The 13654-nt window shown below is 65.2% G+C and carries 12 protein-coding genes and 1 pseudogene; 9 read left to right on the top strand and 4 right to left on the bottom strand.

Annotated elements, in window-relative coordinates; translation table 11 throughout:
* The first annotated feature begins 17 nt into the window (after positions 1-17).
* Together egtB and egtD are read left to right on the top strand one after the other, a co-directional pair.
* Positions 18-1307, top strand: coding sequence for an ergothioneine biosynthesis protein EgtB (gene egtB, locus E4A48_RS01620; RefSeq protein ID WP_058195833.1), 1290 nt, complete (start codon positions 18-20; stop codon positions 1305-1307).
* A complete protein-coding gene (gene egtD / locus E4A48_RS01615; protein WP_039005779.1) occupies positions 1304-2287 on the top strand; it encodes an L-histidine N(alpha)-methyltransferase in 984 nt (327 codons plus the stop codon). Before egtB ends, egtD begins: the two co-directional genes overlap by 4 nt.
* Before the next feature lie 183 nt (positions 2288-2470).
* Here the strand turns inward: egtD and E4A48_RS01610 are convergent, their stop codons facing one another.
* Positions 2471-4108: an NAD+ synthase gene (locus E4A48_RS01610; RefSeq protein ID WP_142741790.1), complete on the bottom strand. Its 1638-nt coding sequence runs from the start codon at positions 4106-4108 to the stop codon at positions 2471-2473.
* A gap of 32 nt (positions 4109-4140) precedes the next feature.
* Here E4A48_RS01610 and E4A48_RS01605 point away from each other — a divergent pair, with 32 nt between their 5' ends.
* The 3 genes from E4A48_RS01605 to E4A48_RS01595 are packed head-to-tail and all read left to right on the top strand — an operon-like array spanning position 4141 to position 6342.
* On the top strand, positions 4141-4503 hold the full coding sequence (locus E4A48_RS01605; RefSeq protein WP_142741789.1) for a hypothetical protein: 363 nt from the start codon (positions 4141-4143) through the stop codon (positions 4501-4503).
* On the top strand, positions 4487-5659 hold the full coding sequence (locus E4A48_RS01600) for a hypothetical protein (protein ID WP_142741788.1): 1173 nt from the start codon (positions 4487-4489) through the stop codon (positions 5657-5659). The genes E4A48_RS01605 and E4A48_RS01600 overlap by 17 nt, the downstream gene beginning before the upstream one ends.
* Positions 5626-6342: a hypothetical protein gene (locus E4A48_RS01595; protein ID WP_142741787.1), complete on the top strand. Its 717-nt coding sequence runs from the start codon at positions 5626-5628 to the stop codon at positions 6340-6342. The genes E4A48_RS01600 and E4A48_RS01595 overlap by 34 nt, the downstream gene beginning before the upstream one ends.
* A 348-nt stretch (positions 6343-6690) precedes the next feature.
* On the opposite strand, the pseudogene E4A48_RS21685 reads toward E4A48_RS01595, so the two are convergent.
* The 3 genes and pseudogenes from E4A48_RS21685 to sucC form a co-directional block, all read right to left on the bottom strand.
* Positions 6691-6831: pseudogene (locus tag E4A48_RS21685) on the bottom strand (hypothetical protein); the annotation flags it as partial.
* Between the two features lie 477 nt (positions 6832-7308).
* A complete protein-coding gene (gene sucD / locus E4A48_RS01590; protein WP_009580520.1) occupies positions 7309-8181 on the bottom strand; it encodes a succinate--CoA ligase subunit alpha in 873 nt (290 codons plus the stop codon).
* 23 nt (positions 8182-8204) lie between these two features.
* Positions 8205-9368 carry an ADP-forming succinate--CoA ligase subunit beta gene (gene sucC, locus E4A48_RS01585; RefSeq protein ID WP_142741786.1) on the bottom strand — a complete coding sequence of 388 codons (1164 nt, stop codon included), beginning with the start codon at positions 9366-9368 and terminating at the stop codon, positions 8205-8207.
* Positions 9369-9609: 241 nt separating this feature from the next.
* Between sucC and E4A48_RS01580 the strand changes: the two genes are divergently transcribed.
* From E4A48_RS01580 to E4A48_RS01565, 4 genes are all read left to right on the top strand, one after another.
* Entirely contained in the window at positions 9610-11223 is a 1614-nt protein-coding gene (locus E4A48_RS01580) for a sensor histidine kinase (RefSeq protein WP_142741785.1), read from the top strand.
* 73 nt (positions 11224-11296) lie between these two features.
* Positions 11297-12679: a sigma-54-dependent transcriptional regulator gene (locus E4A48_RS01575; protein ID WP_142741784.1), complete on the top strand. Its 1383-nt coding sequence runs from the start codon at positions 11297-11299 to the stop codon at positions 12677-12679.
* A 188-nt stretch (positions 12680-12867) separates the two neighbouring features.
* Positions 12868-13050, top strand: a complete 183-nt coding sequence (locus E4A48_RS01570) for a YhfG family protein (protein WP_003466380.1) — start codon at positions 12868-12870, stop codon at positions 13048-13050.
* Entirely contained in the window at positions 13047-13499 is a 453-nt protein-coding gene (locus E4A48_RS01565; RefSeq protein ID WP_260608034.1) for a Fic/DOC family protein, read from the top strand. The genes E4A48_RS01570 and E4A48_RS01565 overlap by 4 nt, the downstream gene beginning before the upstream one ends.
* Positions 13500-13654: the final 155 nt, after the last annotated feature.

The following is a 13654-nucleotide window of genomic DNA, read 5'->3' as shown; positions in this document are numbered from 1 at the left end:
TCCCCTAAGCTTGCTGGATGCAAGCGACCTCTTCGGCGGCATCCCCCTCGCCCGCAGCGTCCAGCGTGTCGTTGGCGGCCCATTTCCGCAGCGTACGCCAGCGCACCAGCCTGCTCGCCGCGCCACTGAGCGAGGAAGACGCGATGGTGCAGAGCATGGACGATGCCAGTCCGGCGAAATGGCATCTGGCGCATACCACCTGGTTCTTCGAACGCTTCGTGCTGGGTGCCGACACCGGCTACCGCGCGATCGACCCGCAGTGGGACTACCTGTTCAACAGCTACTACCAGAGCGTCGGCCCGATGCATGCGCGGCCGCGCCGCGGCGTGCTGTCGCGCCCATCCATGGCGCAGGTGCGCGACTACCGCACCGAGATCGAGGCGCGGGTGCTGGCGCGGCTGCAGGCCGGCGACCTGTCGGCGCAGACGCTGCAGGTGCTGGAATTGGGCCTGCATCACGAGCAGCAGCACCAGGAGCTGCTGCTGACCGACATCAAGCACGCGTTCTGGAGCAACCCGCTGGCTCCGGCGTATCGCGACGATCTGGCTATGGCGCAAGCGCCGGCCACGGCGTTGCGCTGGATCCAGCGCGACGAGCAAATGTGCGAGATCGGCGCGCCCGGCTGGCCCGCACATGCCGGCTTCGCCTACGACAACGAATCGCCGCGGCACCGCGTGCTGGTGCCGGCGCATGCGCTGGCCAGCCGTCCAGTGAACAATGCCGAATACGCTGCGTTCGTCGCCGACGGCGGCTACCGCAACGTCGCCCTGTGGCTCAGCGACGGCTGGGCGCGGCGCAGCGCCAACGATTGGCAGCGGCCGCTGTACTGGCACGCCGACGGCGCGCGCGAGTTCACCCTGGGCGGCTGGCGCGAGCGCGACCCGCATGCGCCGGTCTGCCACATCAGCCTGTTCGAAGCGGACGCCTATGCGCACTGGGCGGGCGCCCGCCTGCCGACCGAAGCCGAATGGGAGCAGGCCGCCACCGGCGTGGCCATCGCCGGCAACTTCGTCGACACCGACGCATTGCACCCGCGCTCCGCAGCGCACGGCGAAGCCGGCCTGCAGCAGTTGTTCGGCGATGTCTGGGAATGGACCGGCAGCGCCTACCTGGCCTACCCCGGCTTCCGGCCTTGGTCGGGCGCGCTGGGCGAATACAACGGCAAATTCATGAATGCGCAGTGGGTGTTGCGCGGCGGCAGCTGCGCCACGCCGCACGACCACATCCGCGCCAGCTACCGCAACTTCTTTCCCTCCGATGCGCGCTGGCAATTCGCCGGCGTGCGCCTGGCCAAGGACCCCGCATGAACGCCGCGACCGCCCGCGCCCTGACCGAAGCCGCGCTCACCGACCTGCACCCGCAGCCCGACGACATCGCCGCCGACGCGATCGCCGGCCTGTCGCGCAGCCCCAAGCAACTGCCGTCCAAGTATTTCTACGACGCCGAGGGGTCGCGCTTGTTCGAGGCGATCACCCGCCAGCCCGAGTACTACCTGACCCGCACCGAGCTGGATCTGCTGGAAGCGCGGATGCCGTCGATCGCGCAGGCGGTGGGCGGCGGCGCGCACGTGGTGGAACTGGGCAGCGGCAGCGGACGCAAGACCGAATTGCTCCTGGAAGGCCTGCGCGCGCCGGTGGCCTACACCCCGATCGAGATCTCGCGCGACATGCTGATGTCCAGCACCGCGCGCCTGGCCGAGCGCTTCCCGCGCATCCAGATGCTGCCGGTCTGCGCCGACTTCACCACCCCGGTGGCGCTGCCGGCGCCGCAGCGCAGCGCGCGCCGCACCCTGGTGTTCTTCCCCGGCTCCACGCTAGGCAACTTCACCCGCGACGACGGCATCCAGCTGCTGCGCTCGATGCGCGAAACCATGCGCCACGACGGCTGCGCGCTGATCGGCGTCGACTTGATCAAGGACGTGTCGATGCTGGAAGCGGCCTACAACGACGCGGCCGGGATCACCGCCGAGTTCACCTTGAACCTGCTGCGCCGCCTCAACCGCGAGATCGGCAGCGACTTCGACCTGCAGCAGTTCCGCCACCGCGCGGTGTATGCGCGCGAACGCCAGCGCATCGAGACCTTCCTGGTCAGCCAGCGCGCGCAGCAGGTGCACGTGGCCGGACACCGCTTCGATTTCGCCGCAGGCGAAGCCATGCAGGTCGAATACAGCCAAAAATACAGCGACCAGAGCTTCGGCGAGATGGCCGCGGCCGCCGGTCTGCGGGTCAGCCACGGCTGGAACGCGCAAGGCGATGCGTTCGGATTGCGGTTGCTGCAGGCGGTGTGAGGGAGGCCGGGACTCGGGACCGGGGACTCGGGACTCGCACAGCGGCATGCGCGGCGGCGCCGTTTTCCGGCTGCGGACGCCTGCCATGGCCCGCACCTACAGGAGCGGCTTCAGCCGCGACCGGCACCCACCGATCATGGAACTTGCGACGAAGCGCCGCGAAACCGCGGCATTGCCTCCCGCCTACGCCTGATACCCGTTGCTGATCGGATAACGGCGCTCGCGACCGAACGCGCGCCGCGACACCTTCGGTCCCGGCGCGGCCTGGTGCCGCTTCCATTCGGTGATGCGTACCAGCCGCACCACGTGATCGACCACCTCCGCGGCGTAGCCGGCAGCGACGATCTCGTCGCGGGATTCCTCCTGGTCGACATAGCGGTACAAAATGCCATCCAGCACGTCATACGGCGGCAGCGAATCCTGGTCGGTCTGGTTGGCGCGCAGTTCCGCCGACGGCGGCCGCGCGATCACCGCCGACGGGATCACCGGCGCGCCGCCCACCGTGTTGCGCCATTTCGCCAGGTCGAACACCTCCGTCTTGTAAAGATCCTTTAGCGGCGCATAGCCGCCGCACATGTCGCCGTAGATGGTGGCGTAGCCGACCGCGTACTCGCTCTTGTTACCCGTGGTCAGCAACAGCCCGCCGAACTTGTTGGCCAGCGCCATCAGGATCACGCCGCGGCTGCGCGACTGCAGGTTCTCTTCGGTGACATCGGGCTGGGTTCCTTCGAACAACGGACCGAGGGCCTGCAACAGGCCCTCGAACGCCGGCTCGATCGCCACCGTCTCCAGCTTCACCCCCAGCGCGCGGCACTGCTCATCGGCCAAGTCGTTGGACATGTCGGCGGTATAGCGCGACGGCAGCCGCACCGCGGTGACGTTGTCCGCCCCCAACGCGTCCACCGCCATCGCCAGCACCAGCGCCGAATCGATGCCGCCGGACAGGCCCAGCCACACCTTGGAAAACCGGTTCTTGCCGCAGTAGTCGCGCAGCCCGCGCACCACCGCGCGCCAGGCCAGCGCGTCCATGCTTTCGTCGCCATCGTCGATCCAGCGCAACGGGGTGAACGCACGCGTCTGCGTGGCGTAGTCCACCACCAGCCATTGGTCGGTGAACGCCGCCGCGGCCGGATGCACGCTGCCGTCGCCATCGGCGACCACCGAGGCGCCGTCGAACACCAGCGCATCCTGGCCGCCGACGACGTTGAGATAGGCCAGCGCCGCACCGGTCTCGCGGGTGCGCTCGGCCAGCAACGCATCGCGCTGCGCATGCTTGCCGCGCTCATAGGGCGAGGCGTTGGGCACCAGCACCAGTTCGGCACCGTTGCGCACGGTATCGGCCAGCGGCTCGGGGAACCACAGGTCCTCGCAGATCACCAGACCGACCGGCGTGCCGTTGACCTCGAACACGCAGCTGCCGCCATCCGGATCGACATCGAAATAGCGGCGCTCGTCGAACACCGCGTAATTGGGCAGTTCGCGCTTGCGGTAGGTGGTTTCGATCTGCCCGCCGCGCAGCACGCTGGCCGCGTTGTAGACCACGCTGCCGGCGCTCTGCGGCCAGCCGATCACCGCCACGATGCCGTGCACGCGCGCCGCGATGCGCTGCACCGCCAGTTCGCAATCGGCGAGGAAGCCGGGCCGCAGCAACAGGTCCTCCGGCGGATAGCCGCTGACCGCCAGCTCCGGGAACAGCACGATGTCGGCGCCGTATTCGTCGCGCGCCTCGTCGATCATCGCGATGATGCGATCGGTGTTCCGGGCCACGGCGCCGACCGGGAAATCGAACTGGGCCATGGCGATGCGAAGGGAAGAAGACATGGACGACCTTGCAGGAACGGGAAAGGGACGACATGCCGCGCGCGCGAAGGCTCGCTGCCGACGGCATGGCGCCGGCAGCAGCGGAGCCGGCACATCCGCACGACAGCAATGCGCAGTGTAGCGCCGCGCCGCGCCGCGCCGCGGCCGACGATCCGCGGCCCTACGCCAATGCGCCGCAGGCGGGCGCAGTCGAGGCAAGACCACAACGCCTGGGCCGCGGCGGGCCGAGGCGGATGGGAGCGGCGCCGATTTCCGTTCGCCTTGTCGATCACGACTTCGTGGGCGGAAACGCACTTGTCACGCCACTCATTATTATGCGCGTGAGCGCGTCTTGCCTCCGCGATCATTTGCAGCAAAATTTTCAAGGAGATCCAAACCATGAAAGTTTCAAGTGAAACTAGCTCGCATTCACTGTCAACCGATTGGATCCAGGAGGAGGAATCGTCTGCTTCGTCAAGCGAATCGACGGTGCATATAACGCCTCATCAGCAGGCTCAGACGATCAATCCGGCCCTTGCAGCGTTGCCTCGCCGTCCAGGGATGCGGCCGCATGGCGGAGCTTCGACGTCGTCCGCAGCGCCGAGCAGCGTTCTCGGCAAGCGTTCCGCAGCGGATGCGGAAGATAAAACAGCGGCAAGACCCCTCAAGAAAACCTCCAACAGGGAGGTTGTGCCTATTATGACACTCCTGAGGTCCGGCGGTCATCGGGTTGATGATCAAAACAATCTCATTGCATATTTTGTTCGCCAGTCCCCAGCGCAAATCGACCCGGAAATGCTCGCGCAGCATTTGAACAGCAGCAACATCAGCTACGAACTCCCCATATTATCGCAAAGAGTTCCAGCAAAAATATCCCATAAAGATGCATATCCGACGGATAATTTTTTGATGAATCGCGACCTGCTTCCCGACGAATTCACTCGATCACACGTTTCAGTGTGGGGAATTTCGCGCCCGAGGGCGTATACATTGGATCGCGAGTTAGACGCGCCACAGCATTCCGGGCCTCTGAAAAAGGTCGGCACTTATTTCGAACAAAAACAGAATAATTATAGAAATCTTTGCCGTGACGGCGTACTTCCCACACTGGATGGATCGACAGAATGGGGCTTTCCGGTGGACATGGACCCCTTGAATACAGCGGGACCCTATCACGATTACAACGTAGAAAGCCATGCTGCATATGCAAGCAACAAACCTCAAAAGCCCCATGGAAGCCCTGCTGCCATGGATCTCCCCACCAGCAAATTGGAACTGTGGCAATTTTCGGTACATACCGAAGAGGAAAGCCCCGCCCACCCGGAAGAAATAGATAGATTGAATGTTTGCTACCCGAATTCAAAAATCCCCCGGCCGATTGGCGAAATCGGGTCGGTAAAATTGGCGACGACGGTCGACTGCCATGAGCTTGGCCCGAAATATCTATTATTCCGTGCAGCCTCGAGCGTGGATGATCGAAATCCACAGAGCAAACGGCAGCTCGTTGTCGTTGGGAAGGGCCATCAGCCCCCCCTTCAGTGTCACCTGAGCAGACGTCGACTGGGGAAATAGATTTACCCCGGCTGCGAGTATCCTTTGATGCTTCTGACGGCGAGGTTCTGGCCACGCAAATTGGCGGACCCTTCTTCTCCGTGCAAGACACCAGGCCGACATCGACGCATTACCGAAAAGACGGGCAAGAAAAACACGCCATTGAAGTATTCAAAGAAAACGACAACACCTTGAATCCATGGGAATTGCTGAAGAAACACGCGGGGACTGCGACACCCGGAAAACTGAAAGACATTAAATTCAAGCACGCATGCTCCGTCGACAAAAACATCAACATGAAAAATTTAGCAAAAATCCTGCATGACAACAAAGAATTGTCGGCCTGGCTGGCGCATGATTCCGGAGCCGACGTGATATATATCAGAAAGGAGGCGGAAAATCCTCACTTGCATGATGAAGTGGCTGGCCTTGGGGACTTGATTGGAACGCTCCAGAATGCCGGACTGATCAATGACTATGACGAGATCCGGGTGTCCACAAGCAGAAACCCCGTCACTCTTAATAAACGCTTACCGATTCGTGAGACCTATCGTGAGGCCTACATCAATGCACCGCGCGAGACAGATCCGATCCGTACTGCTGAACTCCCAATGGGTTCGCAAAGCTACGTGGACTGGGCACTGAAGACGGCGATGAAGGCCAAGGAAAAGCTTAGCGATTTTCTTGGAACCAACCCAGACTGACCTCATTCGCGTCAAGAATGGCACGAAAATGCGTTGCGGCGGCAAAACGCGAAAATATTCGACCTCCACTAAAGAGTCGCGGGGCGTGAGAGTCGCGGGGCGTGCTGGCACGCGGCGCAGGGACGCCAGCCGGCAGCTGTCCGGCACGGCGTGCTGGAACCACCTCCTTGCCCTGGCCATCGAGCGTATAGGCGACCACGTCTCGCCCAGCGCCTCCATGCCCTCGCGGCCGCCGGCGGCGATCCCCACATATTGCTTGCCGCCCACCGCATAGACCGAGGGCGTGGCATGGCAGCCCGCCGGCAGCTTGGCGTCCCACAGGTCGTGATGCACCAGTTGCTGCGCCCACACCCGGCGCCCGCTGTGCAGTTCCAGCGCCACCAGCGAATTGGCATCGCGGTTGTCGCCGATCGAGCTGCCTAGCTGGACCAGTCGCGCGGCGCCGCCGCGCAGATCCCGCCAGCGCCGAGCGCCAGTCCCGCACCGCATACCGCTGCCCGCCATCTGCTGCCCACCGGTGCCGCTCCCTGCCATCGTCAGAAGTGGCGGCGAGTATCGGGGGAAGCCCGCCGGCCTGTGGCCCGGAACGAACGCCGCAGTGATCAATGGCGGCCGCGCAGGGACGAATGGACTCCCGTACAAGCACTCGCTGCGGGCGGCAAACGCATTGCGGAATTTCAGCCGCGACGCGTAGCCTCTCAGGGACTGGCTTCGGAATCTGTCGGAACTGAGGTCCCTCCCACAGGGCATCCAGCGACAATCGCTACGCTGCTTCTTGTGCAAGCCGATGTCAGTGGCGACGCACTGTGCCGGCATCCGCGCAGACGCGCGCGTCCAACGGCGGCGCCACGAAAAAGGCCCCGCTTTCGCGGGGCCCGATTCGACGCTCGCTGGTGGCAACCATGGCCGCCAGCGCACGGCCCCCGCATGCGGCACGGACGCGCCGCACACCGGACCGCGCGTTGCTTACTTCACCAGCGACGCGATCGCCGCACCCAGATCGCCCGGAGAACGCACGGTCTTGACGCCAGCGGCTTCCATCGCCGCGAACTTGCCGGCGGCGGTGCCCGAACCGCCCGAAGCGATCGCACCGGCATGGCCCATACGCTTGCCCGGAGGGGCCGAGGCGCCGGCAATGAAGCCGACCACCGGCTTCTTGACGTGGGCCTTGATGTACTCGGCACCGGCTTCCTCGGCGTCGCCGCCGATCTCGCCGACCATGATGATGCCCTGGGTTTGCGGGTCTTCGTTGAACAGCTTGAGGCAGTCGACGAAGTTCAGGCCGTTGATCGGGTCGCCGCCGATGCCGATGACAGTGGACTGGCCCAGGCCGGCGGCGGTGGTCTGCTTCACGGCTTCATAGGTCAGCGTGCCCGAACGCGACACGATGCCGATCTTGCCCGGCATGTGGATGTGGCCAGGCATGATGCCGATCTTGCACTCGCCGGGGGTGATCACGCCGGGGCAGTTCGGCCCGATCAGGGTCACGTCCGGGTGCGACTTCAGCACGTTCTTGACCCGCAGCATGTCCAGCACCGGGATGCCTTCGGTGATGCAGACGATGACCTTGATGCCGGCCGAGGCCGCTTCCAGGATCGCGTCGGCCGCGAACGGCGGCGGCACGTAGATCACCGACGCGTCGGCGCCGGTGGCGTCGACCGCTTCGCGCACGGTGTTGAACACCGGCAGGTCGATGTGGGTGGTGCCGCCCTTGCCCGGGGTCACGCCGCCGACCACCTGGGTGCCGTACTCGACCATCTGGGTCGCGTGGAAAGTCCCCTGCTGGCCGGTAAAGCCCTGCACGATGACTTTCGTCTTCTTGTTGATCAAAACAGACATGAATTCTTCCTAGTCTCGTGGGTTCAGGCAGCGACGGCTGCGACGACCTTCTTGGCGCCATCGTTGATGTCGTCGGCCGGGGTGATGGCCAGGCCGGAGTCGGCCAGCAGCTTCTTGCCTGCCTCGACGTTGGTGCCTTCCAGACGCACCACCACCGGCACCTTGACGTCCACTTCCTTGACCGCGGCGATGATGCCCTCGGCGATCATGTCGCAGCGGACGATGCCGCCGAAGATGTTGACGAAGATGGCCTTGACCTTGTCCGAGGACAGGATCAGCTTGAACGCCTCGGTCACGCGCTCCTTGGTGGCGCCGCCGCCGACATCCAGGAAGTTGGCCGGCGCGCCGCCGTTGAGCGCGATCACGTCCATGGTGGCCATGGCCAGACCGGCGCCGTTGACCATGCAGCCGATGTTGCCGTCCATGGTCACGTAGTTCAGGTCGTACTCGCTGGCGCGCACTTCGGCCTCGTCTTCCTGGGTCTTGTCGCGCATGGCGGCCAGATCCTTGTGGCGGAAGGTGGCGTTGTCGTCGGAGTTGACCTTGCCGTCGAGCGCGTACAGGTCGCCGCTGTCCAGGATCGCCAGCGGGTTCAGTTCGACCAGCGCCAGGTCCTTTTCGTTGAACAGGGTGTACAGGCCGCCCATGATCTTGGCCAGCTGGTTGGCCTGCTTGGCGTTGAGGCCGAGCTTGAAGCCGATCTCGCGCGCCTGGTAAGGCTGCAGGCCTTCGACGAAGTTCACGTTGAGGGTCTGGATCTTCTCGGGGGTCTCGGCTGCGACCTGCTCGATGTCCACGCCGCCTTCCGACGAGGCGATGTAGGTGATCGACTGGGTGCCGCGGTCCACCAGCACCGACAGGTACAGTTCCTTGGCGATCTCGCCGGCCTCGGTGACCAGCACCAGGCTGATCGGCAGGGCCACGCCAGCGGACTGGTAGGTTTCCATCGAGGTGCCGAGCATCTTGGCCGCCGCAGCCTTGACGTCGTCGGTGGTCTTGCAGAACTTCACGCCGCCGGCCTTGCCGCGGCCGCCCGCGTGGATCTGGGCCTTGACCATCCAGGGGCCATTGCCCAAGGCATTGGCCGCTTCGACAGCTTCTTCGGGCGTGGACGCGACGCGTCCGGCCGGGACCGGGATGCCGTAGTCGGCAAACAGTTGTTTCGCCTGGTATTCGTGGAAATTCATGCGTCACCGTGGGAAAAGGAACGACCGTCGCGCAGCGATCCGGGCCGTTGAATGTGGGCCTGAATGGTACGGACGGGCCGCATATTGTGGCCGACCCTGGGCGGCGGCGCAAAAGCGCCGTTCCGGCGCCCGCAAAACGGCGCCTCCAGCAGGGTGCCAACGCCCCGATCGCGCCCCTGCCATGGCATTCCACGACGCGCGCCCTATACTCGCGCCGTCCGTCGCCTGGCTGGAGTCCGGCTTGACCACAAGCGCCTCGCTCATTGATCGCATCGAGTCCATCCCGCGCCGCGAGTTGTATTTCTTCGCGCTGTACCGGGTGCTGGTGGCCGGGCTGATCGCCGCGCTGGTGTTCAGCCCGTTGAGCGTGCTGGTCGGCGAGCCGCGGTTCCCGCAATTGGCGGTCGGGCTGGCCGGCGCCTACCTTCTGGTGGCGCTACTGCTGCTGCTGTGGGGGCGCAATGAACGCCACCTGATCCCGATCGTATTCTGCAGCGCGACCGCGGACATCGCCGCGGCCACCCTGGCCGCGCACGCGCTGCCGGCGGCCAGCGCAGGCATCGCGATGATGCTGCTGTTCAACGTCGCCGCCGCGGCGATGCTGCTGCCGCTGCACTACGGCCTCGGCGTCGCCCTGAGCGCCAGCGCGGCGACCCTGCTGGAATACCTGTGGACCTCGCTGGACGGCGGCGAGAGCACCCGCAGCCTGGCCGAACTGGCGATGTTCGCCACCAGCTACCTGGCGGTGGCCTACATCTGCCACCAGATCGGGCAGCGCGCGCGCAGCAGCCAGAGGCTGGCCGACCGGCGCGGCGCCGAAGTGGCCAATCTCTACGAAATCAACGAGCTGATCATCCGCCGCATGCGCACCGGGGTGCTGGTGGTGGATGCGCAGAACCGCGTCACCCTGGCCAACGAGGCCGCTTCGGTACTGCTCGGCGACGCCGACGGCAACAGCGCCAGCGGCCGCCTGAACCTGCTCAGTGCCGCGCCGGAGCTGGGCAAGCGGCTGCAACGCTGGCGCAACGGCTGGAACCACGAAGAAACCCCGCTGCAGCTGTCGCCGGACCAGCCCGAGGTGCAGCCGCGCTTCGCCCGGTTGCTGAGGGAAGGCGACCTGACCCTGGTGTTCCTGGACGATGCGACGGTGGTGTCGCGGCGCGCCGAATCGCTGACCCTGTCGGCGCTGGGCCGCTTCTCGGCCAGCCTGGCGCATGAGATCCGCAACCCCCTGGCCGCGATCAGCTACGCCTCGCAGCTGCTCGAGGAGTCGCCGGCGATCGGCGACGCCGACCGCCGCCTGCTGCAGATCATCCACATGCAGTGCCAACGCACCAACGGCATCGTCGAGAGCGTGCTGGGGCTGGCCCGGCGCGAGCGCTCCAATCCGGAGAACCTGGACATGGGCGTGTTCGTGCGCCGCTTCGTGCTGGAATACCGGCAGACCCTGTCGATCGAGACCGACAGCCTGGAAGCCATCCTGGCCCCGCAGCCGGTGCACGCGCTGGTCGATCCCAAGCACCTGCACCAGATCCTCAGCGCGCTAGTGCACAACGCGCTCAAGTACGGCCGGGTGATGGAGGAACCGGCGCGGGTGCGGCTGCGCGTGGCGATGCAGGAACGCAATGCCATCGTCGATGTCATGGACCGCGGCCCCGGCATTCCCGAAGCGGTGGCCGCGCAGCTGTTCCGCCCGTTCTTCACCACCTCCGAGCACGGCACCGGGCTGGGCCTGTATATCGCCCGCGAACTGTGCCGGGCCAACCAGGCACGCCTGGAATACGTCCCGGTGCCGGCCGGCGGCGCCTGCTTCCGCGTGACCTTGCCCGGCCCGCACACCATGCTCTCGGGTTGAAACGCACGTCACCAAAGACCCTGCCACGTCGATGATGTGGCACCCACTCGCATCTTGGCTCTCTTTTCCGCACATGAACGAAACCCGAAGCGCCCTGGTCGTCGACGACGAACGCGACATCCGCGAGCTGCTGGTGCTGACCCTGGGCAGGATGGGGCTGCGCATCAGCACCGCCGCCAACCTCGCCGAAGCGCGCGAACTGCTGGCGAGCAACCCCTACGACCTGTGCATCACCGACATGCGCCTGCCCGACGGCAACGGCATCGAACTGGTCAGCGAGATCGCCCGCCACTACCCGCGCACGCCGGTGGCGATGATCACCGCCTTCGGCAGCATGGACCTGGCAGTGGAAGCGCTGAAGGCCGGCGCCTTCGACTTCGTCAGCAAGCCGGTGGACCTCCACGTGCTGCGCGGCCTGGTCAGGCACGCGCTGGAACTCAACAACAGCGAACGCGCAGCGCCGCCGCCGCCAGCGCAGGCCAGCCGCCTGCTCGGCACCTCGGCCGCAATGGACGTGCTGCGCGCTACCATCGCCAAGGTCGCGCGCAGCCAGGCGCCGGTCTACATCCTCGGCGAGTCCGGGGTCGGCAAGGAGCTGGTCGCGCACACCATCCACGAGCAGGGCGCGCGCGCGGCCGGGCCGTTCGTGCCGGTCAACTGCGGCGCGATCCCGGCCGAACTGATGGAAAGCGAATTCTTCGGCCACAAGAAGGGCAGCTTCAGCGGCGCGCATGCCGACCAGGCCGGCCTGTTCCAGGCCGCGCACGGCGGCACCCTGTTCCTGGACGAAGTGGCCGAGCTGCCGCTGCCGATGCAGGTCAAGCTGCTGCGCGCGATCCAGGAGAAATCGGTGCGCCCGGTCGGCGCATCGACCGAAGTGCCGACCGACGTGCGCATCCTCTCGGCCACTCACAAGGACCTGGCCGACCTGGTCGCCGACGGCCGCTTCCGCCACGACCTGTACTACCGCATCAACGTGATCGAACTGCGCGTGCCGCCGCTGCGCGAGCGCGGCGGCGACCTGCCGCAACTGGCCGCAGCGATCCTGGCACGGCTGGCCAAGAGCCATGGCCGGGCCACCCCGCTGCTGTCGCCGTCGGCGCTGGACGCGCTGAACCGCTACGCCTTCCCCGGCAACGTGCGCGAACTGGAGAACATCCTCGAGCGCGCCCTGGCGATGGCCGAAGACGCCCAGATCAGCGCCGCCGACCTGCACCTGCCGCAGCCCGGCAACAACGCCCGTGCCGCGGCCGAAGCCGCGCCCGTACTGCCGCCCGGCGTGATCGACATCGACCCGACCTCCTCGGCCCTGCCCTCCTACATCGAACAGCTCGAGCGCGCCGCGATCCAGAAGGCGCTGGAAGAGAACCGCTGGAACAAGACCCGCACCGCCGCCCAGCTCGGCATCACCTTCCGTGCGCTGCGCTACAAACTGAAGAAGCTGGGGATGGAGTAGAAACGCCAGAAATGGGGAATCGGGATTGAGATTCCCGCCCATGAATTCGGCCCAAGTAAAAAATTCGGATCAAGGCCAGAACGAAGAGCCGCTGCTCCGCTCTTGCGAATCGCCAATGCCAAAGGCCGAATCCCGGCCCATTGCCCAGTCCGGTATAATGAGCAAGCACGGCACCGAAGGGAACAGCCATGAAAAAGCTCAAGCGCGAGACGCTCGTTCTGCACTACCACGCGACCCGCCGGGAAAATTTCGCCGCCAGCCAGCGGCTGGAAGGCATCAAGACCACCGCCACGGCGATGGACAATCTTGCCCCCTTGCCCAGTAAGGACGCGCTGCGCAAGAAATACCTGGTGACCTCGCTGCGCGGATGAGCAGCAAGTACGCGGTTTCGGACGACCCTGCCTGCTACCCCGGCACCGGTGTTCTAAGAAACAAGCTGAACATCATCGACCCGGACACATTGCAAGCAGCCGAAGCAGCTTTTGCTGCCACTGCGCTCGAAACCATAGAGATCGACGCACCACCGTTCGATCTCGCGTACCTATGCAGCCTGCATCGCCAATTGTTCGACGAAGTCTATGAATGGGCAGGCACGCTCAGAACCGTGGACATCGCCAAGGGCACGACAAGATTCTGCAACAGCGCCCGTATCGAACCTGAAACCAACCGCTTGCTGAGTGCGCTCGATGCAACCGATCTTGGCTCACTCTCCCGTCCCGAACATATCCACCTGATCGCCGAGTTCTACGGCGAATTGAACATGGTGCATCCATTCCGGGAAGGCAACGGACGCACCCAGCGCCTATTTTTCGAGCACTAGCTGCTGCTCAACGGACTAGCCGTTGCATGGCGACGCATCGACGCGACCCAATGGGTACAAGCCTGCATTGCAGCCGTCCGCTGCGATCATGTTCCGCTGCAGACGGTGTTCGACGCATGCATCGACCAGATCAATCCGCAAGAAGCCGATCCGGA

The sequence above is a fragment of the Xanthomonas translucens pv. cerealis genome (assembly GCF_006838285.1).
In the GTDB taxonomy this organism is placed as follows: Bacteria; Pseudomonadota; Gammaproteobacteria; order Xanthomonadales; family Xanthomonadaceae; genus Xanthomonas_A; species Xanthomonas_A cerealis.
Note: the sequence above shows the minus strand (reverse complement) of the source record. Positions and strands in the feature narration are given on the sequence as shown.

Bases quoted from the DNA above. Each gene is read 5' to 3' on its own strand.
- egtB (WP_058195833.1), top strand. From the start codon at position 18: ATGCAAGCGACCTCTTCGGCGGCATCCCCCTCGCCCGCAGCGTCCAGC.
- egtD (WP_039005779.1), top strand. From the start codon at position 1,304: ATGAACGCCGCGACCGCCCGCGCCCTGACCGAAGCCGCGCTCACCGAC.
- E4A48_RS01610 (WP_142741790.1), bottom strand. From the start codon at position 4,108: ATGTCTTCTTCCCTTCGCATCGCCATGGCCCAGTTCGATTTCCCGGTC.
- E4A48_RS01605 (WP_142741789.1), top strand. From the start codon at position 4,141: ATGCCGCGCGCGCGAAGGCTCGCTGCCGACGGCATGGCGCCGGCAGCA.
- E4A48_RS01600 (WP_142741788.1), top strand. From the start codon at position 4,487: ATGAAAGTTTCAAGTGAAACTAGCTCGCATTCACTGTCAACCGATTGG.
- sucD (WP_009580520.1), bottom strand. From the start codon at position 8,181: ATGTCTGTTTTGATCAACAAGAAGACGAAAGTCATCGTGCAGGGCTTT.
- sucC (WP_142741786.1), bottom strand. From the start codon at position 9,368: ATGAATTTCCACGAATACCAGGCGAAACAACTGTTTGCCGACTACGGC.
- E4A48_RS01575 (WP_142741784.1), top strand. From the start codon at position 11,297: ATGAACGAAACCCGAAGCGCCCTGGTCGTCGACGACGAACGCGACATC.
- E4A48_RS01570 (WP_003466380.1), top strand. From the start codon at position 12,868: ATGAAAAAGCTCAAGCGCGAGACGCTCGTTCTGCACTACCACGCGACC.
- E4A48_RS01565 (WP_260608034.1), top strand. From the start codon at position 13,047: ATGAGCAGCAAGTACGCGGTTTCGGACGACCCTGCCTGCTACCCCGGC.